Genomic DNA, 20638 nt, shown 5'->3' with positions numbered 1-20638 from the left:
TTTATTTGATTCTTACTAATTATATACAATTTGCCGACTGAAGAAAGGCTCAGTCGGCAAACTTATTTTTTTATTAACTTATCCGCGGTGTAAGTGGTAATCACGCAAGAGATAGTCAACAGCTTCATTTCTTGAGTTGAGCTTTAATTCTTCGCCATTGGATAAAACGGCAATATAGCGCATTCCGTCTTGTTTGACACTACCGATCACTTCATCTTGGATCGTCAATTCTAAGACTAAATTACCATTCACCATCTTTTCATTTTCAATGATCTGAATATTACGTTCTTTTTTCGACAAGGTATATCCCCCTATGTTAATTCACTTTTTCGGATTTTTATTTCTACGTAAACTAAAATGATCGCCAACCGGATCATAGCCACCTCTAACGAAAGGATTACACCGTAAAATACGGGCACATCCCATCAGCAAGCCCAATAAAGCGCCGTGTTTTTCGATCGCCTGGATCATATAAGTTGAGCAGGTCGGATAATAACGACAACTCGGTGGCAATAAGGGGGAGATCCCCTTTTGGTAAAACTTAACCGGTAAGATAAGTAACTTGCTAAAAATCTTCATTATTTACTCTTTTTTAGTTTTTCGATCTGTTCGAGCAATTGACCTGAACCGACTGCCACATCATCAAGTGGAGTGTCTGCGATCATTACTGGAATCGTCAATTCTTCGGCAAATAAAGTTTCGAGCCCATCAAGCAAGGCGCCCCCACCAGTGATCACGATCCCACGATCGATCACATCAGATGCAAGTTCAGGTGGAGTCTCACTCAACACTTCTTTAGCAGCTGCGATCATGGCATCTAGCGTGTCACGCATTGCGTCTACCGTTTCATCAGAGGTGATGCGGATCGATTTTGGTAACCCGCTAACAACATCACGTCCGCGTACGGTCATTTCCTTGTTGCGATGCCCCTTGATCACACTGCCGATCTCGATCTTGATCTTTTCAGCCGTATGTTCACCGATCATCAAACCATATTCTTGACGAACGTAATTAGCAATATTTGCATTCAACTTATCACCCGCACTGCGTAAAGAACGACTGATCACGATATCACCTAAGGAAAGGACCGCAATATCACTGGTCCCACCACCGATATCAATGATCATATTGCCATAAGGTTGGAAGATGTCAAGCCCAGCACCGACAGCCGCTACTTTAGGTTCTTCTTCCAAATAAACATCGCCACCACCAGACTTTTCAGCCGCTTGGCGGATCGCTTTACGCTCAATGTCAGTCGTATTAGTTGGGCAGCAGATCAGAACGGCCGGCTTAGACATCACACCTTTAACATTTAACTTCTTGATGAAATACGATAACATCTGTTCTGTCATGTCAAAGTCTGCAATGACCCCATCTTTTAATGGGCGGATAGCACGAATATTGCTTGGCGTTCTGCCGACCATCTTGTAGGCTTCCGAACCCACTGCTAGGACCCGGCCAGTTTGCGTATCGACAGCTACAACTGAAGGCTCATTTAGCACAATGCCCTTACCTTTGACATTGATCAATACATTTGCCGTGCCTAGATCGATACCGATATCTTTAGCCATAAAATTTTCTCCTTTTGTTCTTAATTACACATGTAAGTGGGACTGAGAGCTGATCTCAGTTCAATTCATTTTAAAATACACACAGCCAATTATAGCATATTAATTGCACCTGAAAAACCGTGTTACCCCAATCAAATTAGTTTAATTTTAAAATTTTTTATTAAAAAAGGCTGCTAAAATAACTTGCAGCCCTTAAAATTATTATTTGATCTTTTTCTTGGAAATAACGTATTCTTCGTTTGTGATATCGTCGATCCGTTTGATCTCTGCTCCTAAAGCAGCTAATTTTTGATGGAAGTGGTAATAACCACGATCCAAATATTGTAAATGTGTGACTTGAGTGATCCCACGTGATAAAAGTCCCGCTAAAACTAAAGCAGCAGCAGCCCGCAGATCAGTTGCCGCTACTTCAGCACCTGAAAAATCAGTTGGGCCGTAAATAATGACTGAATTACCTTCGATCTTAAAGTCAGCATTCATACGACGCATCTCTTCTAAATGCATGAAACGATTTTCAAAAACCGTTTCGGTCAAGATGCTCGTACCCTTAGCTGCTAACTGCAAGATCGAAAATTGTGGTTGCATATCCGTTGGGAAACCTGGATGTGGCAAAGTCTTGATTGTTGTTGGCTTCAATTGTTCTGGCCCGATGATGCGCAAGCCATTTTCTTCTTCTAAAACTTGAACCCCCATCTCTTCTAATTTAGAGATCAAAGGCTTGTTATGTTCGGCTACGGCATCTTTGATCAAAACATTTCCCTTAGTCAAAGCAGCAGCGACCATAAATGTTCCCGCCTCGATCCGATCTTGGATGATCGCATGTTCTGTACCGTGTAAAGCCTCGACCCCTGTGATCTTCAAGGTCTCAGTTCCAGCCCCTTTGACTTTAGCCCCCATTTTGTTCAAAATGTTAGCTAAGTCAACGATCTCTGGTTCACGCGCAACATTTTCGATGATCGTAGTTCCTTTGGCTAAAGTAGCTGCCATCATGATATTTTGAGTCGCTCCAACACTTGGAAAATCAAGGTAGATATTTGCCCCCTTGAGCCCATTTGGAGCAAAAGCTTCAATGTAACCGTCATGCCGCTCGATCTTTGCGCCTAAAGCTTCAAGGCCTTTCAAATGTAAGTCGATCGGACGTGAACCGATCGCACAGCCCCCTGGCATCGCTACTTTAGCACGACCTAAACGCGCCAAAAGTGGTCCCAAAACAACGATCGATGCTCGCATCTTTGAGACATACTTGAATGGGGCTTCATAAGAAAGTTCATCAGTTGCGTCCAATGCAATCGTTTTACTTTCTTCGTCAAAACCTACCTTAACATTTAAAAAGCGGATCACATTATTCATTGTATAAACATCAGATAAGATCGGAACATTTGTCAAAAATGTGCGACCTTCACTTGGTAAGATACCCGCAGCTAAAATCGGTAAGACCGCATTTTTTGCTCCTTCGATCTCTACTGTTCCATTCAATTTATGCCCGCCACGCACAATAATCTTTTCCAATTGTTACTCCTCCGAAAATTACTATATTTATTTAAATCAGATATGATAGATGTACCACATTGTCCACAAAGCTCGTAAAAAACGAACTGCAGGCAAAACCAAGAGCTACCGCGACCATGACTAACACAAGTCGGAAGCTATTTTGCTGTGCCGGTCCAATGTAGCGATCGAGTCTCAAAGACTGGAGCCCTACAAATGCCAAGGCGATAAAGACAAAATGACTAATGATCGTCAAAAGCGCCATTATTCCTATGTACTGCATCTTTTTTCCCCTCTTCTCTTTTACTCAATCCGAAATAATCATAGCATAATTTTTCGGTTCAGTCACTCATTTACGGTGAATCTCTAAAAAAATATAGCTATATCTACGCAAAATATAGATAAAGCGCTTACTCAGATATATCAAAAAGAACCTTGCCTAAAAATGACAAGGTTCTTTTTAATTATTTCTTCGAAACACTCAAACGGTTGATCGCCCGGCGTAAAGAAACTTCAGCACGTTTCAATTCATTATCATCGTGGTTTTCTTTAGCTTTAGCGATCCGTGCCTCCGCACGCTTGCGCGCCCGTTCAGCCCGTGAAGTGTCGATCTCTTCTTTTCTTTCAGCTGCTGATGCAACTACAGATAAAACATTATTTGAAAATTCAATGAATCCACCGCTAACTGCGACTTCATCAAAGGTATCTTCACCTGTCTTGACTCTGATTTTATCAATTGCCAGCGATGCCAACAAAGGTAGACGATTCGGCATGATACCGACTTGCCCAACTGTTGTCGTACAGATCACTAGATCAGTTGTATTTTCATAAACTGATCCATCAGGCGTAACCACATTGACAGTTAATACAGGTTTTTCATCCATTGGACGCTACCCCCTTAATTGCCTTGTGTCATCTGTTCAGCTTTTTTCACAACATCTTCGATCGGACCACAGCTCCGGAAAGCATCTTCTGGAAGATCATCGTACTTGCCTTCAAGGATCTCTTTAAAGCCTTTAACTGTTTCTTCAACTGGGACATAAGAACCTGGGACACCAGTAAATTGCTCCGCAACGTTAAAGTTTTGGGACAAGAAGAATTGGATCCGGCGGGCACGTGAAACGATAACTTTTTCTTCATCAGACAATTCGTCCATACCTAAGATCGAAATGATATCTTGTAATTCACGGTAACGTTGTAATACGTGTTGGACTTCAGTCGCTACACGGTAATGTTCTTCACCCACGATCTCAGGAGCCAAAGCACTTGAAGTAGATGCCAATGGATCAACGGCTGGATAGATACCTTGTTGGGTCAAGGAACGTTCCAAGTTAGTTGTAGCATCCAAGTGAGCAAAGGTCGTTGCTGGGGCAGGGTCGGTGTAGTCATCGGCAGGCACGTAAACGGCTTGGATCGATGTAACAGAACCCTTCTTAGTTGAAGTGATACGTTCTTGTAATTGACCCATTTCAGTTGCCAATGTTGGTTGGTAACCAACGGCAGATGGAATACGGCCTAACAAGGCAGAAACTTCAGAACCAGCTTGGGTAAAGCGGAAAATGTTATCGATAAACAATAACACGTCTTGGCCTTCAACATCACGGAAGTATTCCGCGATCGTCAAACCAGTCAAGGCTACCCGCATCCGAGCTCCAGGTGGCTCGTTCATCTGACCAAAGACCATGGCTGTTTTCTCTAAAACGCCTGATTCTTTCATTTCAAAGTAAAGGTCATTACCTTCACGTGTACGTTCACCAACACCAGTAAAGACGGAAATACCGTTATGTTCTTGTGCGATGTTGTGGATCAATTCTTGGATCAAAACGGTCTTACCAACACCGGCACCACCGAATAGACCGATCTTACCACCCTTGATATAAGGAGCTAATAAGTCAATAACTTTGATCCCTGTTTCAAGAATTTCTGTACTTGTGTTTAATTGGTCATAAGCTGGCGCATCGCGGTGAATAGGATCTCTGCGATGGTCGGCACTAATTTCTGGACCATTATCAATTGTTTCCCCTAAGACGTTGAAAACACGTCCCAAAGTATCATTACCAACGGGCACACTGATAGCTGCGCCGTTATCAACAACTTTTGCCCCACGTTGAAGGCCATCAGTAGAATCCATCGCGATCGTCCGCATTACGCCGTCACCCAATTCAAGAGCAACTTCGATCACTAATTTTGATCCATCTTCACGTTCAACTGTTAAAGCATTGTTGATATCAGGTAAGGATTCACTAAGAGGGAATTGGACATCGACAACTGGGCCGATTACCTGAACTACTTTACCGTAACTCATCTAGTTAATTCCTCCTAATCGTTCTAATCTAAGGCAGCTTGCGCACCTGTGATTTCTGTAATTTCAGTTGTGATCGCACTTTGACGTGCACGGTTATATTGAAGCTCTAACGCCGAAATAATATCCTTAGCGTTATCAGAAGCCGACTTCATGGCAGTCGAACTTGATGCATGTTCCGAAGTCTTAGCGTCTAAAATAGCTCCATAAACCAAACTTTCCGCATATTGAGGCAAGATAACTTCTAAGATCGCATCACGTGAAGGTTCTGTTTCATATTCGATATGATACTTTTGATCTTCATCAAGTGCAGTCAAGTCATCATCACCCATATTTTCAGCTGTGATCGGTAACATCTTTTCAGCTCGGAAAATAGAGGTCAAAGTGTTAACAAAGTGGTTGTAACAAACAAATAATTGATCGTACAGCCCATTGCTATACATTGTCACGATAGCTTCAACGATCGGACGCACTTCTCTAAATGTCGGTACGTCCTTGACACCGCGAAATTCATACGCAACGTTGTAACCACGTTTGCTGAAAAATTCAGCCCCGGTACCACCGACCGCGATGATCACAACATCATCTTTGGTGTGGCCGTTTTCTTTGATCAGATCAAGCGTTTGTTTGATAACGTTACTGTTGTAACTACCAACCAAACCACGATCTGAAGTCACAACGACGATCCCGGTCTTTTTCACAGGACGTTGTTTTAGCATACCTAAGGTGTTGAGTTTGCCCGCTTGGTCTTTTCCGGTCTCACTTACAGAAGTAGAATCAAGCAAATGAGATTGAGCCAAGTGGGTGATCACGCTACGAATCTTCGAAGCATAAACTTGATAACTTACCGAGTGCTTTTGGATCTGGCTCAACTTAGCAGTCGAGACCATTTGCATCGCACTTGTGATCTGTCCAGTTTTCTTAGTCGAAACGATTCGACGCTTAACTTCTTGTAAAGAAGCTGGCATTAGCTCTCACCACCCTTTCTTATTTTGAATTTGCTTGAAAAGTTGCTGCAAATTCTTTGATTGCTGTATCTAATTTATCTGTGTCTGGTAATTGACCAGTCTTAGCAATGTGATCTAAGAGATCTTTGTGGTTGCTATCAAAGAAAGCAAACATTTCATCTTGATAACGCAAGATCTCATCAACAACAACAGAATCTAAGAAACCGTGTGTCAAAGCATATAAGATCAAAACTTGCTTTTCAACTGGAAGTGGCTTGTGAAGTGGTTGCTTCAAGACTTCAACTGTCCGACGCCCACGATTCAACTTAGCTTGTGTTGCTTCATCAAGATCAGAACCAAATTGTGCAAATGATTCTAATTCACGGTATGAAGCTAAGTCCAAACGTAATGTACCAGCAACTTTCTTCATCGCTTTGATCTGAGCCGAGCCACCAACACGAGAAACCGAAGTACCCGCATCGATAGCTGGACGAATACCAGAATAGAAGTTATCGCTATCCAAGAAGATCTGACCATCAGTGATGGAGATAACATTAGTTGGAATATAAGCTGAAACGTCACCAGCCTTAGTTTCGATAAATGGTAAAGCAGTCATCGAACCGCCACCTAATTCATCACTAAGTTTAGCTGCACGTTCCAACAAACGTGAGTGAAGATAGAAAACATCCCCAGGATAAGCTTCACGACCAGGTGGACGTCTCAAGATCAAAGAAAGTTCACGGTAAGCATCAGCTTGTTTTGAAAGATCATCATACACGATCAAAACATGCTTGCCGTTGAACATGAATTCTTCACCCATTGCAGCCCCAGCATATGGAGCTAACCAAAGTAATGGCGCTGGTGAAGAAGGACCAGCTGAAACAACGATCGTGTAGTCCATAGCACCATATTTGCGCAATGTTTCTACTTGAGTACGAACAGTTGATTCCTTTTGACCAATAGCGACATAAATACAGATCATGTCTTGGTCTTTTTGATTTAAGATCGTATCGACCGCAACTGATGTCTTACCAGTCTTACGGTCACCGATAACTAATTCACGTTGGCCACGACCGATCGGCACAAGTGCATCGATCGCTTTGATACCTGTTTGAAGTGGTTCATTAACAGATTGACGTTCCATAACGCCAGGAGCCTTACGTTCTACCGGACGAGTCTTGTCCGTTTTGATCTCCCCTAAACCGTCGATCGGTTGGCCTAAGGGGTTTACTACACGGCCGATCAAAGCTTCCCCTACAGGGACTTCCATGATCTTACCGGTGCGTTTTACCGTATCGCCTTCACGAATGCCTTTATAAGCACCTAAGATAACGATACCGACATCGTTTGATTCTAAGTTTTGCGCCATCCCATATGTACCATCTTCAAATTGAAGAAGTTCACCAGAAAGGGCGTTATCAAGACCATTAGCACGAGCGATCCCGTCACCAACGTAAGTAACTGTACCAACTTCATCGACAGTGAGCTCATCTTGATAATTAGCTAATTGTTGCTTGATAAGAGCACTGATTTCCTCAGCCTTAATGCTCATAAAAGTCTCACCTCTTTAAAAATCATTTTAATAACAGACGCTTGATGTTTGCGATCTTCGACTTGATAGAGCCATCAAACACGTAGCTACTTGATTGCAAGACGACCCCACCAATGATCTTAGGATCAACTACTGTTTCAAGTTCTACTTTTTTAGCTCCGACTACCTTAGCAAAAGAAGCTGCGATCTTATCTTTACGTGTTTGATCCAACTCGACCGCAGTTGTCACCGTTGCGCGAACTGTCTTTTCGTCTTCATCAGTTAATCTGTTGAATTCATCAATAATATCTTCTAAATTGGCGATCCGTCTGTAATCGTATAACATCGCTAACAAATTAGATGTCAATTCAGAAGTACCACTTTGTAGATTTTTTAACATTTCAAGCTTAGCATCATGTTTGATCGCTGCACTTGTCATGAAATCAACAAATTGTGGTTCTGCTTGCAAGACTTGTTTGATCTGAGCTAATTCACTAGAAGTTTCTGTTAGAACATCTTGTTCTTTAGCTGTTTCAAACAAAGCTTTTCCATAACGTTTAGCTATTGTTTGCTTATCTAATGCCATCTTGCTTCCCCAACCCTTCGATATAAGAGTCGACCAAGGCTTCTTGGTCCTTAGCACTCAATTCTTTTTGAATGATCTTTGAAGCAATTTCAACAGATAAAGCAGCTACATCGTTTTTAACATTGGAGAGCGCTTCTTGGCGTTCTTGTTCAATGTCTTTTTTAGCATTCTTTTTCAATGTGCTGACTTCTTCTTGTGCCGAATTCACGATGGTAGCTTTTTGCTGTTCACCGTTCTTCTTTGCACGATCAATGATTTTTGAAGCTTCAACATGAGAATCTTTAAGCGCTGATTCACGTTTAGCTGCGAGCTCTTCCGCTTTTTTGCGGGCAGTTTCTGCCGAATCAATGTCGTTTGCGATCTTATCGGCCCGTTTTTCCATCATTTCAGTCACAGGTCCCCAAGCAAAATGCTTAACGAGTGCGATCAAAATCAAGAAAGTACAGAGATAAAATAAGAAGTCGCCCCATTGTACACCACCTTCAGCAGTAGCCAATAGTAATGCTGAGTTCATTCATTGACACCTCCTAATCTTTCAATAATGTGACAAAGTTATACTGATAGATCAGAGATTATTTAGCCATCAACATGAATGAGATAACGATAGCGATGATCGGCACAGCTTCGATCAAACCGACCCCGATAAACATTGTTGTCCGTAATTGGCCTGAAAGTTCAGGTTGACGAGACATACCTTCCAAAGTTTTTGCGATAACCAAACCGTTACCAACACCTGTACCGATAGCAGCAAAACCTGCGGCAAGACCCGCACCAAGTAAAGCTAAAGCTGTTGTCATAATAAAAATCCTCCTTAAAATTAATCCTATAAGTTAATTATTCTTTTTCGACCTTTTGAGAAATATAAACCATTGTCAATGTTACGAAAACGTAAGCTTGGATCGATCCAATAAAGATTGAAAATCCCTGCCAAATCATTTCGAGTGGAATCGCTGGTAAATACGTCCATGGTGTATGCGATTTAGCTAACTGTTCATAGATAACAGTCAACAACACTTCACCAGAGTAAATGTTACCGTAAAGACGTAATGCCAGGGTCAAGAAATTCGTAAATTGTTCCAAAACATTGATTGGGAATAAGGCCGGCATCGGGCTAAAGTACGAATTCTTGACATATCCCTTAAAGCCAAACTTCGCGACACCCATGAGATGTGATAAGAGCAAGACTAAAAATGCCAATGTCAAAGTCGTCGCGGGCGAAGCAGTTGGACTTTTAATGTAGTTCACACCATTAATTGGAAGCTGAATAGCCAATCCTATTTGGTTAGAAACAAAGATAAACAAGAAGAGAGTAAAAATAAGGAGTCCGTATTTTTTCCCCTGTTCATCAGGCATGGAACTTTTGACGATCCCATTTGTAAAATCGATCATCCACTCGATCATATTTTGCTTACCCTTTGGCTTCATTTGCAATCTACGTGAGAACCAAAAGACGAGCCCAAAGACGATCAATGCTGAAACCAGTCCTGAAAGGCAGTTACCTACATTAAAAGGAATACCAAAAAGCTCCAAAACTTGAGATTCTTCATTCACCAAGTTTCACCTCTTTTCAATTGTGATCAATACGGTTGAACAAAATGGTCGAACCATAAGATTAAGATTCAAGCATAGATAAAAAACTATTTTTGAATACAAAAGCAATAATACCACCAAATCTCCCAAAATTCAAAATTTAAATGAATTTATTTCAAAAGTTTACGAATGGAGCAACAACCGTATTTAAAGCGTTTGACTAATTTAGACTACGCGACACATTGCGTGACTTGTCTACTTAGTACCAAACAAGCGGTCACCTGCGTCACCTAAACCAGGAACAATATAACCATTTTCATCGAGACGTTCATCTAAAGCAGCGGCGAAAATATCGATATCTGGATGTGCTTTGCGTAAAGCTTCTACCCCTTCTGGTGCAGCAACTAAACACACAAATTTGATCGATTGGGCCCCACGCTTTTTCAAAGCATCTACAGCCATAATAGCTGAACCACCAGTTGCCAACATTGGATCGACCACAAAAACTTCACGACTAGCTAGATCGCTAGGCATCTTAACGAAATATTCGTGTGGTTGCATCGTTTCTTCATCACGATACATCCCAATGTGACCAACTTTAGCAGCCGGGATAAGATTCAAAATACCTTCTACCATCCCAAGTCCAGCCCGTAAGATCGGTACAACAACAACTTTCTTACCAGCTAAACGTTTCTTGTATGTCTTGCCCATCGGCGTTTGGATCTCAACATCTTCTAACGGCATCTCACGTGAAACTTCATATGCCATCAACGTTGCGATCTCATCGACACATTGACGAAATTCTCGTGTCCCGCAATCCTTATCACGAATGATCGTTAGTTTGTGTTGGATCAATGGATGATCTAAGACTTCAAATTTACCCATTGTTAAAATTCCTCCTTTGTCTAGCTCTGCTACCTATTTTAGCCGAAAATACGCCTATTTGCTACTATTCGCACCAATTTATTTATTCTTATTTAAATCCTTAAAGAAAGCATTTCCAGCCGCTTTCTTTAAGCGATTCATGTAAGCTTCACCTAAACCTGTTTCTAAAACACCTGCACATAAGATATAGTCTTTGCTATCAAAAGTCCTGAGACCAGAAAAGAGCCGACTGCTAGCACTCTTAACGTCTGATCCTAATGAATAACCTTCGATATTTTCTGGTAGCTCAGATACTTTAGCTATTTCCGGTCTAAAAGCCATCACCCCGATCTTAGCGGTCTGTGTTTTAGCCCAAGCCAAAGCTTCTTCCCATTCATCAGCATTTACGATCAAAACTTGAGCATCAGGTGCATAGTGTTTGTACTTCATCCCAGGAGCTTTAGGTGTCTCAGCTTGTCCGACATGATGCTTATCTGAACGCACTTCACAGCCTAAAATTTCGCTGATCTGTTCGGAAGTGACTGCTCCTGGCCGTAAAACAGTTGGCATTGCTGTACTTAAGTCAACGATCGTGGATTCGACCCCAACTGTAGTCGGACCATCATCAACGATCCCTTTGATCTTACCTTCTAAGTCGTGAAAAACATGTTCAGCAGTCGTAGGACTCGGTTTGCCCGAAGAATTAGCCGAGGGACCAACTAAGGGAACGCCAGCTTCTTTGATCAATTCTAGTGTTGTTTGATTAGCGGGCATCCGAAAAGCAGCTGTCTTTAACCCACCTGTGACTGCATCAGGCAGCAAACCAGCTTTGATCGGCAAAATGATCGTTAATGATCCCGGCCAAAATGCATCCATCAATTTTTGAGCTGTTTCAGGTAGGTCTCCTACGTAGCGTTTAACCATTTCTTTTGAACAAACCGTTACGATCAAAGGATTATCTGATGGGCGTCCTTTAGCAAGATAAACGCGTTTGACCGCTTGGGCATTGGTCGCATCAGCTCCTAATCCATAAACTGTTTCAGTGGGAAAAGCAACTAACTCACCCAATTGTAGTTCTTTAGCGGCCAAAGCAACTTTATCTGGTGTATAGATCTCAGTTATCAGCACTGTTAATTCCTCTTTTCTATTAAAAACTTACTTTTACCATCCGGTCATGCCCGGTGATATCTTGGCGTAATTGAACTTTAGCTGTGGGGTAAGCTTTGCTAAAGATCTCGACTACACTTGGACCTTGTTGAAAGCCGATCTCTAAATAAAGTTTCCCCTGCTTTGTCAGATATTTGCTGAGTTTTTCAGCTAATTTCTTATAGAGATATAAGCCCTCATCTGGCGCAAATAAAGCCGTTTTAGGTTCATGCTCTAAAACACTTTTATCCATTAAGTCTGCTTCTGATTCGGCAATATACGGGGGATTTGAGACGATCACATCAAATTTGCCCGTAATGTTTTGGAAAAGATCACTTTCGATCAGTGTGGCCTCTAGCTTTAAAGCTTGTTTATTTTCTTTGGCAACCGCTAGCGCTTGGGGGGAAATGTCACTTAAAGTCACTTCCCAAGCAGGACGTTCATGTTTCAAACTTAAGCCGATCGCTCCAGTACCAGTCCCGATATCTAAGACCCGCAAAGAAGTTTTAGGTTCCGTCTCTAAGATCCACTCGACTAATTCTTCTGTCTCTGGGCGTGGGATCAAAGTCGCTTCGTTTACTTTGAACTCTAAGCCAAAAAAGTTAGCTTTTCCTAATAAATATTGCGCTGGCCAATCTTGGCAGTATAATTTGACATTAGTAAAAAAGCGCTCTAATTGTTCAGCTGACAATTGCGTCTGATAATTCATCAACATCTCTGTTGTACTCCAATTCAACTGACCTTGCAAGAGCAGATCAGCAACACTTGGATCTTTTCCATGATCTTTGATAAAAGAAAAAGCCCATTGCTGAGCTTTAAAAACGGTCATTTTATCCATTTTGTAATTCTTCTAAGGCTTTAGTTTGATCGTAAAGAACTAAAGCATCGATCACATCTTCTAATTCACCGTTCATGATGCGGTCAAGCTTGTTCAAGCTAAGCCCGATCCGGTGATCAGTAACGCGGTTTTGTGGATAGTTGTAAGTTCTGATCCGTTCAGAGCGATCCCCAGTACCAACAGCAGATTTACGGTTTTCATCATAAGCACTTTGCTCTTGGGCAGCATAATAGTCATAGACACGTGCACGCAAGATCTTCATCGCTTTTTCACGGTTTTGTTGTTGTGAACGTTGATCTTGCATCGCAACAACGATCCCCGTTGGCAAGTGAGTCATCCGCACAGCTGAAGATGTCTTGTTGATGTGCTGACCACCAGCACCAGAAGCACGGTAAACATCGACTCTGATGTCTTTTGGATCGATCTCGATCTCAACATCTTCTTCTTCAGGCATAACAACTACGGTAGCCGTTGAGGTATGCACCCGACCTTGAGATTCGGTCACTGGGATCCGTTGGACACGGTGAGCCCCAGATTCATATTTCAATTTAGAATAAACGCTCTTACCATTGATCAAGAGTGCGATTTCTTTAAAGCCACCTACTTCAGTCATGGTCTTGTCGATAACTTCGATATTCCAGCCTTGATGTTCAGCATACTTGCTATACATCGTGAATAGATCACCTGCAAATAGACTAGCTTCATCCCCACCAGCAGCGCCACGGATCTCCATGATGATGTTTTTATCATCGTTAGGGTCCTTAGGTAAAAGCAAGATCTTGATCTCTTCTTCTAATTGTTCTTTTTCAGTTTTTGAGCTTGCCAATTCTTCTTTGACCATTGTTGTCATTTCATCATCGTCAAGTCCTGCCCCAAGCATCTCTTCATCATCTTTGATCTGTTGGATGACTTGCTTATATTTGTTATACTTTTCGACTGTTTCACGCAGATCGGCCATCTCTTTTGAAAGTTCCATAAAGCGCTTGGTATCTGCGATCACATCTGGATCAGAGAGCAATTCGCCGAGTTCTTCATAGCGATCTTCGAGCATTTGCAATCTGTCAAATAACTTATCCATAAAAATCTCCTTACTTAATAATATTGTTCGTATCAGTTGGTGGCGCAACATAATGTTTGCGACACACTGGATAATAGGATTCGTTGCCACCGATCTCGATCTGTTTGCCATCATAAACTGGCTTGCCATCATTTACTCGCAAGTTCATGATCGCTTTTTTATTGCAAAACCAGCAGATCGTTTTCATCTCTTCGATCTTATCGGCATAGAGTAACAAATATTTTGATCCTTCAAATAATTCATTACGAAAATCATTTTTTAGACCAAATGTCATCACGGGAATGTTCAACTCATCGACTACACGTGTTAATTCCAAGACGTGATGTTTACTCAAAAACTGCGCTTCATCGACCAAAACACATGCAGCATTTGGGTCTAGTTCTTTGACCTTAGCTAATAGGTCATCTTCTTCAAAGATCGGATATGCCTTACGTTTGAGCCCGATCCGACTCGAAACATAGCCGACTTCATCGCGATCATCTAACCCGCTAGTCATAATGATCACACTTTTATCTTGTTCCTCGTAATTATGTGCAACTTTTAAGATCTCGATCGTCTTACCACTGTTCATTGCTCCATAGCGGAAAAAAAGCTGTGCCACTAACGCCACCATCCTTTTAGTAGTTCCTAAACTAGTATATATGATTTATACGTAAATTTCATTAACAAATTTGTTAGGTCTCACTATCCGTACGGCTTGACCCGTTTTTGCGCACACTGATCTTTGTCGTGCTCCGAAAAACTGAGCCTAGCTGATAGCTACGGATAAGCAAGACGCCAAAAACGCCTCTTGGCTTATCCTATGCTATCCGTACGGCTTGACCCGTTTTTCTGCACACTGATCTGTATTTTATGGTAAGATACAAGTTGACATAAAAAAATCGGAGGAAATTTCATGTCATTTAAAAGTTCAATCGCAATTACTGCGGGTAAAACTTCTCACTGGTTCTTGCATAATTTTATGCACGGTGGGACCTCTCTGCCTGGTAAGTTAACTTTAAAAATTGATCCTGATGTTTTAAAAGCTTTAGCTAAAGATTACGAGATCGTGATCATCACTGGGACCAATGGTAAAACACTAACGACCGCTTTGACCGTAAAAGTGCTACAAGCTAAATACGGTAATGTTTTGACTAATAAGAGCGGCTCTAATATGAAACAAGGGATCGTGACCGCATTTTTGACAGCTCAAAAAACGAGCTCGGGCAAAAAACTCGCTGTCCTTGAAACCGATGAAGCCAATGTGCCGATCGTCTGCGAATATATCAAACCAAAAATGTTCGTGTTGACTAACCTTTTCCGTGATCAAATGGATCGTTATGGTGAGATCTACACGACTTATGACAAAATCTTGAAGGGTGTCTTGATGCACCCCGATGCGCTTGTACTTGCAAATGGCGATGCCCCTATTTTCAATAGTAAGGAATTGCCTAATAAAGTTGTTTATTACGGTTTTGCAGATAAAGCTGAAAAAGATCAACTTGCTCCTGCTAATACTGATGGCTTACTTTGCCCAGGATGCCAACATATCTTACATTTCAAATACCGTTCCTACAGTAATTTAGGTAAATATTTTTGTCCTAACTGTGGTTTTAAACGGCCAAAATTGACTTATAAAGTCGATCGTATCTTAGCACAGACCCCACAGTCTTCTAAATTTACGATCAACGGACATGAAGTCGACTTGCATATCGGTGGGACCTACAACATCTATAACGCCCTAGCCGCTTATGCAGTCGGATCTCAATTAGAGGTCGAACCAAAAACTATCTGCCAAGCGCTCAGTCAAAATGACGAAAAAGTCTTTGGCCGGCAAGAAGTGATCGATCTAGATGGTAAAGAAGTCACGATGATCTTGGTCAAAAATCCAGTCGGTCTTGACCAAGTTTTAGAAATGATCAAGACTGATGATAAGCCATTTTCACTGGCAGTCTTGTTGAACGCTAATTACGCTGACGGGATCGATACGAGCTGGATCTGGGATGGTGATTTTGAAAACTTACCATTTGACAAGATCCCTAGTGTCTTGACCGGGGGCGAACGTTACAAAGACATCACATTCCGGTTGCGCGTAGCTGGTGTTCCCGAAGAAAACTTTGCGCAACGTGAAAGCCTAAAAGACGTCTTAGCTTATCTCAAAACGATGCCAACAGAACATATTTATGTACTAGCAACCTACACTGCAGTCTTGCAATTACGAAAACTTTTAGCAGATGAAGGCTATATCAAGGGAGGCATGGATTAATATGAAATACCAACTTCACTTAGCACACCTTTATGGCGATCTATTGAACACTTATGGTGATATCGGCAACGTTTTAGTTTTAGAATACTATGCCAAACAGATGGATGTTGAACTGACTTCAGAAGTTATCTCACTTGACCAACCATTTGATGCTACAAAATTCGACATTGCCTTTTTTGGTGGTGGTCAAGATCATGAACAAGTCATTGTTTCTAAAGATATCCAAGCAAAAAAACAAGCTTTGACCGACTATATTGAAGATGGTGGACCAATGCTTGCGATCTGTGGGGGCTACCAATTACTCGGTAAATATTATATTGGAGCAAATGGTGAACGCATCGAGGGGATCTCAGCACTTGACCATTATACAAAAAGCCAAGACAATAACCGTTTCATCGGCGATATCGTGATCGAAAATGAAGAAACGGGGCAAAAATACCATGGTTTTGAAAACCACAATGGTGTTACCTACCTTGGTAAGGATGAACGCCCTTTAGGAAAAGTCATCAGTGGCCACGGTAATAACGGCAAAGATCAAGGTGAAGGTGCGATCTATAAGAATGTTTACTGTTCTTACTTCCATGGTCCGATCTTAGCTCGTAACGGCGAATTAGCTAAGCGGATCTTACTGACTGCTTTGAAGCGTAAGTATCCTGAAGCTGATCTAACTGCTCAAGAAGAACTAAAAATCAAACCAACATATTAACCAAAATGTCCAGCGCGATCGTAAAAGATCATGCTGGACATTTTGTTATTATGCTATTTGAATTACTACCCGTTGTCTGACCGCCAAAGTTTGACTTCTACACCCTTTAAATTTTTATCATTTTGTTTTTCAAAATGAAACTCATTTGCTTTATGAATTCCAAAGCCACCATTGGGGCTATCTTTTACCAATTGCAAACTCATCGTATTATATTCTTTCTTATTGATTCGTACAGAAACACCTCTACCACCCGTACCTAAAAAGCCGTAACTTTCAAATTTTCCTACTTCTATCGTCTTTATTGGTTCAGGTCCTTCAAAATGTTGTACGACCCACAACGCGATACGTTGACGCTTCTCCGCCTCACTTGGAAACTTTTGCGCAAGTACTTCTCTAACTAGTTCAGTCTCTTTGACGATCGTCAGTTGATCTTCTCCAAGCAATACGATCATTATAAGAGATACTATCACTAATACGATCACATTTTTCTTTTTGTTAAGCAAATTCACTTACCTCGCTAGTCTGCTTATCCTAATTTTTAGTTTACTACTATATATTTCTCAAAATGTTATTAAAATAATTTAGATTACACATAAATTATTCCTTCTCCCAGCATGAAATTTTAATTCCAAATAAGTCTTTTTTCCTATTAGGATCATGTATATATTTTAAATTTCTATCATCATATATTGCCCCACCTCTAACATTTCCATTTTTTTCGACACTTATTCCATCAACAATATATTTTTCATTACTATTAATAATTACCGATGCAGCTCTTCCTCCCGTTCCAAATAACCCATAAGATTTTATTTTACTTACCTTTACCTCTTTTATAGGCTCTGGAACATCAAAATGTTGTACGACCCACAACGCGATACGTCGACGCTTCTCTGCCTCACTTGGAAACTTTTGCGCAAGCACTTCTCTAACTAGTTTAGTCTCTTTGACGATCGTCAGTTGATTTTCTCCGAGCAATACGACTATTATAAGAGATACTATCACTAATACGATCACATTTTTCTTTTTGTTAAAGATCATTCTCACCTCGCTATTCTAGACATATTGCCATTACTTTTCTTCTTTGACACAAATGTTGCTAAAACTTTAATATCTTTAAATTCCAGATCATCGCTATCATATTACGGTCTAAATCACATATACTTTACCAAAAACTATCAAAGCCACCATCTGAATCATTGTCCGAATCATCATCTGAATCCGATGTCAGGATCTCCAAGAAAAGGACGATGATATCTTGTAAAATATCCAATGAGTTGGCTAATAAGAGACTGACAAAAAATAACCCACCCAGTTCTTTAGCCTCGGTATAGCTGTTCATGGCCATATTGGCATCATAGATCAAATAACCTAAAAATAGCAATACAGTAGCATAATATGAAATAGTATTCAAAAAAGTTAAATGCAAAAACTGCCAATTTGTGAATGTCATTGAAATTATACCTACTAATCCAAAGCTTAAAATAGAGCCCCAAGATGATAGATCCTTTTTAAAAATTATACCGATCGAGCAAAATAATAGTGTTAAAACTGTTACTTGCACGGCCACAGGAATTATCAATTCTGGAAGTACTGAAATAGCCACTCCTAAAGGAAAGCCCAAAACGATCAAACTAATGAAATAAAATGAGATCGATACAACAGGGTTTATCAATGCACTTGCCTTACATACGATCACTGGAATAATACTTAAAATTATTATCAAACAGGTTCTGATAAAACCATGTAATGCATTACTGTATAATACTAATAAATTAAAGTAGGCATCACTATACTGGACCAAAAAATAATCAACTATTAAAATTGCAACAAAGCTCAAAATAGCTACTGCTACCGTTAAATACCCATATTTTAATTTTGCAAAATAATCTGTGTCAGTTTTAACTAACTTGGCTCTTTTTGACACACGTAATCTACTTTCCATTAAATAACATCTTCCTTCTTTAAAAAAATCTTAGCTCCAAAATCTATTTTTCATCTATAATTTTTTGATCAATTACCTTGTTCACCTATTTCTTTTGTAATATGTTGCCGGTTTATTTACAATATTCAGTATCTTTAGATCTACTTTCATCATCCACCACTTGTAACAGACCTTTGCGACGTAATACCCAGACGATATACTTAAACATCCATTTACGATATTGAGTTATCAACCAAATTGCTACGATAAGTGGAATCAACACTGTACTAGCAATTAGCAAACCTTCTCTATCACCGACTAACGCCATCACAATATGACCAGCTCCTATACCTAATGCTAATAATCCTAGAAACATTAACCATGTTATCTCACCAAGAAGATACGATTCACTTATCTCTAAATTCCCATCTCTAAGTACTATCTCATCACTATGCTTTACTACACGATTCTGATAAAAAAGAAATAGTATTAATCCACTTATTAATAGCGGTCCTGATAAACCTAAAGTCATACCTATACTTCCTAAAAAATTGTATTTTTCTGTCTTATCGTACATATATTGTCCTAACGCTGCTCCATCTAACGCTGACAATATCATTATCAATAGTCCATAAACTACGGCGCTAATTCCACTTATTTTACCGTTATATCCTCGCATACCATATGTCAGTACTGTTACTAATACCCCTAAACATAGCCAAATCACTATATACGGACTATCCCAGGTCTCTATTGCCATATCATCGCCTCCAATTATCTGGTTCTACCACGTATAGAGTTCTTTCATATCTCTCAAGAGATCATATGTAAAGTGATCGGCTAACCAATCACCAATTTAGCAATCATAACTATTTCTGACTACTCTAAAATTTATTCGGAATTCTTATCATCCACTACTTGTAGCAATCCTTTGCGACGTAACACCCAGACGATATACTTAAACATCCATTTGCTATATTTTGTCATTAACCAAATCGCTATAACAATTGGAATAAGTACTGTACTAGCAATCAATAATCCCTCTCTATCACCAACTAATCCCATAACAATATGACCTACGCCTATACCGCCTAACATAATTCCTAGCCATAATATTATTGATAGGCTACTAAGTAAATAAGAACCACTTATCTCTAAATCCCCATTTTTAATAATAATCTCTTCTGGATGTTTCACCACTCGATAACGGTAAAATATTAGCAATATGAATCCACTTACCAGTAATGATCCCGATAAACCTAATGTATTTCCTAAAACACCTAATACATCATATTTAACTGTCTTATCATACATTACTTGTCCTAAGACTGCTCCATTCAAAATAGCTAATCCTCCAATCACTACACTATAAAATGCAGCCTCCAAGCCATTTAATTTGTCACTATACCCTCGCGTACCAAATATCAGTACTGTTACTAATACCCCTAAGCATAGCCAAATCACTATATACGGACTATCCCATGTCTCTATTACCATATCATCACCTCCAACTTCTCTAGCTCTACCACGTATAGAGTTCTTTCATATCTCTCAAGAGATCATATGTAAAGTGATCGGCTAATCAACCACCAATTTATCGATCATAACTATTTCTGACTACTCTAAAATTTATTTGGAATCCTTTTCATCCACTACTTGCAACAACCCTTTGCGACTTAACACCCAGACGATATATTTAAACATCCATTTGTTATACTTTGCTATTAACCAAATTGCTACAATAATTGGTAAAAGCATTGATAGAGCATAAATCACCCCTTTTCTATCTCCTAGAAGTTCATCAACTAAGTATCCGCCACCTATTCCCCCTGATAACAATCCGGAAAACATAAACCACGTTATCCCACTTAATAAATAGGAG

At 40.3% G+C, this 20638-nt stretch carries 25 protein-coding genes and 1 pseudogene; 2 read left to right on the top strand and 24 right to left on the bottom strand.

Annotated features, from left to right (window positions below):
- Positions 1-78: 78 nt before the first annotated feature.
- From LMU01S_RS05520 to LMU01S_RS05435, 18 genes are all read right to left on the bottom strand, one after another.
- A complete protein-coding gene (locus tag LMU01S_RS05520; protein ID WP_056959772.1) occupies positions 79-300 on the bottom strand; it encodes a DUF2969 domain-containing protein in 222 nt (73 codons plus the stop codon).
- Positions 301-321: 21 nt separating this feature from the next.
- Positions 322-579 carry a membrane protein insertion efficiency factor YidD gene (gene yidD / locus LMU01S_RS05515; protein ID WP_004049147.1) on the bottom strand — a complete coding sequence of 86 codons (258 nt, stop codon included), beginning with the start codon at positions 577-579 and terminating at the stop codon, positions 322-324.
- Complete coding sequence (locus tag LMU01S_RS05510) at positions 579-1571, bottom strand: rod shape-determining protein (RefSeq protein ID WP_056959774.1); 993 nt, start codon at positions 1569-1571, stop codon at positions 579-581. Before LMU01S_RS05510 ends, yidD begins: the two co-directional genes overlap by 1 nt.
- A 201-nt stretch (positions 1572-1772) precedes the next feature.
- Positions 1773-3080, bottom strand: a complete 1308-nt coding sequence (gene murA / locus LMU01S_RS05505; protein ID WP_056959775.1) for a UDP-N-acetylglucosamine 1-carboxyvinyltransferase — start codon at positions 3078-3080, stop codon at positions 1773-1775.
- A 31-nt stretch (positions 3081-3111) separates the two neighbouring features.
- Positions 3112-3324, bottom strand: coding sequence for a DUF1146 family protein (locus tag LMU01S_RS05500; protein WP_326516785.1), 213 nt, complete (start codon positions 3322-3324; stop codon positions 3112-3114).
- A 199-nt stretch (positions 3325-3523) separates the two neighbouring features.
- Positions 3524-3943, bottom strand: coding sequence for a F0F1 ATP synthase subunit epsilon (locus LMU01S_RS05495; RefSeq protein ID WP_056959779.1), 420 nt, complete (start codon positions 3941-3943; stop codon positions 3524-3526).
- A gap of 14 nt (positions 3944-3957) precedes the next feature.
- The gene (gene atpD / locus LMU01S_RS05490) at positions 3958-5364 is read right to left on the bottom strand and encodes a F0F1 ATP synthase subunit beta (RefSeq protein WP_004049159.1); all 1407 of its coding nucleotides are present in this window, start codon (positions 5362-5364) and stop codon (positions 3958-3960) included.
- A 23-nt stretch (positions 5365-5387) separates the two neighbouring features.
- Complete coding sequence (locus LMU01S_RS05485; protein WP_056959781.1) at positions 5388-6329, bottom strand: F0F1 ATP synthase subunit gamma; 942 nt, start codon at positions 6327-6329, stop codon at positions 5388-5390.
- A gap of 19 nt (positions 6330-6348) precedes the next feature.
- Complete coding sequence (atpA, locus tag LMU01S_RS05480) at positions 6349-7860, bottom strand: F0F1 ATP synthase subunit alpha (RefSeq protein WP_004049162.1); 1512 nt, start codon at positions 7858-7860, stop codon at positions 6349-6351.
- 22 nt (positions 7861-7882) lie between these two features.
- Positions 7883-8425, bottom strand: a complete 543-nt coding sequence (atpH, locus tag LMU01S_RS05475; protein WP_004049164.1) for an ATP synthase F1 subunit delta — start codon at positions 8423-8425, stop codon at positions 7883-7885.
- A complete protein-coding gene (atpF, locus tag LMU01S_RS05470) occupies positions 8412-8939 on the bottom strand; it encodes a F0F1 ATP synthase subunit B (protein ID WP_004049167.1) in 528 nt (175 codons plus the stop codon). Before atpF ends, atpH begins: the two co-directional genes overlap by 14 nt.
- A gap of 58 nt (positions 8940-8997) precedes the next feature.
- A complete protein-coding gene (gene atpE, locus LMU01S_RS05465) occupies positions 8998-9222 on the bottom strand; it encodes a F0F1 ATP synthase subunit C (protein WP_004049169.1) in 225 nt (74 codons plus the stop codon).
- 37 nt (positions 9223-9259) lie between these two features.
- Entirely contained in the window at positions 9260-9976 is a 717-nt protein-coding gene (gene atpB / locus LMU01S_RS05460; protein WP_056959783.1) for a F0F1 ATP synthase subunit A, read from the bottom strand.
- A gap of 234 nt (positions 9977-10210) precedes the next feature.
- A complete protein-coding gene (upp, locus tag LMU01S_RS05455; protein WP_004049174.1) occupies positions 10211-10840 on the bottom strand; it encodes a uracil phosphoribosyltransferase in 630 nt (209 codons plus the stop codon).
- A 78-nt stretch (positions 10841-10918) separates the two neighbouring features.
- Complete coding sequence (locus LMU01S_RS05450; RefSeq protein ID WP_056959785.1) at positions 10919-11947, bottom strand: L-threonylcarbamoyladenylate synthase; 1029 nt, start codon at positions 11945-11947, stop codon at positions 10919-10921.
- A 19-nt stretch (positions 11948-11966) separates the two neighbouring features.
- A complete protein-coding gene (gene prmC / locus LMU01S_RS05445) occupies positions 11967-12803 on the bottom strand; it encodes a peptide chain release factor N(5)-glutamine methyltransferase (protein WP_056959787.1) in 837 nt (278 codons plus the stop codon).
- The gene (gene prfA, locus LMU01S_RS05440) at positions 12796-13881 is read right to left on the bottom strand and encodes a peptide chain release factor 1 (protein ID WP_004049180.1); all 1086 of its coding nucleotides are present in this window, start codon (positions 13879-13881) and stop codon (positions 12796-12798) included. The genes prmC and prfA overlap by 8 nt, the downstream gene beginning before the upstream one ends.
- A 10-nt stretch (positions 13882-13891) precedes the next feature.
- On the bottom strand, positions 13892-14482 hold the full coding sequence (locus LMU01S_RS05435) for a thymidine kinase (RefSeq protein WP_039936145.1): 591 nt from the start codon (positions 14480-14482) through the stop codon (positions 13892-13894).
- Positions 14483-14776: 294 nt separating this feature from the next.
- Between LMU01S_RS05435 and LMU01S_RS05430 the strand changes: the two genes are divergently transcribed.
- Positions 14777-16126, top strand: coding sequence for a Mur ligase family protein (locus LMU01S_RS05430; protein WP_056959789.1), 1350 nt, complete (start codon positions 14777-14779; stop codon positions 16124-16126).
- A gap of 1 nt (position 16127) precedes the next feature.
- Entirely contained in the window at positions 16128-16832 is a 705-nt protein-coding gene (locus tag LMU01S_RS05425; protein WP_056959790.1) for a type 1 glutamine amidotransferase, read from the top strand.
- 65 nt (positions 16833-16897) lie between these two features.
- On the opposite strand, the gene LMU01S_RS05420 is transcribed toward LMU01S_RS05425, so the two are convergent.
- The 6 genes and pseudogenes from LMU01S_RS05420 to LMU01S_RS05395 form a co-directional block, all read right to left on the bottom strand.
- Complete coding sequence (locus LMU01S_RS05420) at positions 16898-17335, bottom strand: hypothetical protein (protein ID WP_056959792.1); 438 nt, start codon at positions 17333-17335, stop codon at positions 16898-16900.
- 94 nt (positions 17336-17429) lie between these two features.
- Entirely contained in the window at positions 17430-17873 is a 444-nt protein-coding gene (locus LMU01S_RS05415) for a hypothetical protein (RefSeq protein ID WP_056959794.1), read from the bottom strand.
- Between the two features lie 124 nt (positions 17874-17997).
- Positions 17998-18777, bottom strand: a complete 780-nt coding sequence (locus LMU01S_RS05410) for a Bax inhibitor-1 family protein (protein ID WP_056959796.1) — start codon at positions 18775-18777, stop codon at positions 17998-18000.
- A 112-nt stretch (positions 18778-18889) separates the two neighbouring features.
- Positions 18890-19516 carry a hypothetical protein gene (locus LMU01S_RS05405; RefSeq protein ID WP_056959797.1) on the bottom strand — a complete coding sequence of 209 codons (627 nt, stop codon included), beginning with the start codon at positions 19514-19516 and terminating at the stop codon, positions 18890-18892.
- A 131-nt stretch (positions 19517-19647) separates the two neighbouring features.
- Positions 19648-20253 (bottom strand): hypothetical protein, encoded by a 606-nt coding sequence (locus LMU01S_RS05400; RefSeq protein ID WP_056959799.1) that lies wholly within the window; start codon positions 20251-20253, stop codon positions 19648-19650.
- Between the two features lie 132 nt (positions 20254-20385).
- Positions 20386-20638: pseudogene (locus LMU01S_RS05395) on the bottom strand (hypothetical protein); the annotation flags it as partial.

It is taken from the genome of Ligilactobacillus murinus DSM 20452 = NBRC 14221 (genome assembly GCF_001591685.1).
Taxonomy (GTDB): Bacteria; Bacillota; Bacilli; order Lactobacillales; family Lactobacillaceae; genus Ligilactobacillus; species Ligilactobacillus murinus.
The sequence above is the reverse complement of the archived record's forward strand: the minus strand, read 5'-3'. Positions and strand labels throughout refer to the sequence as shown.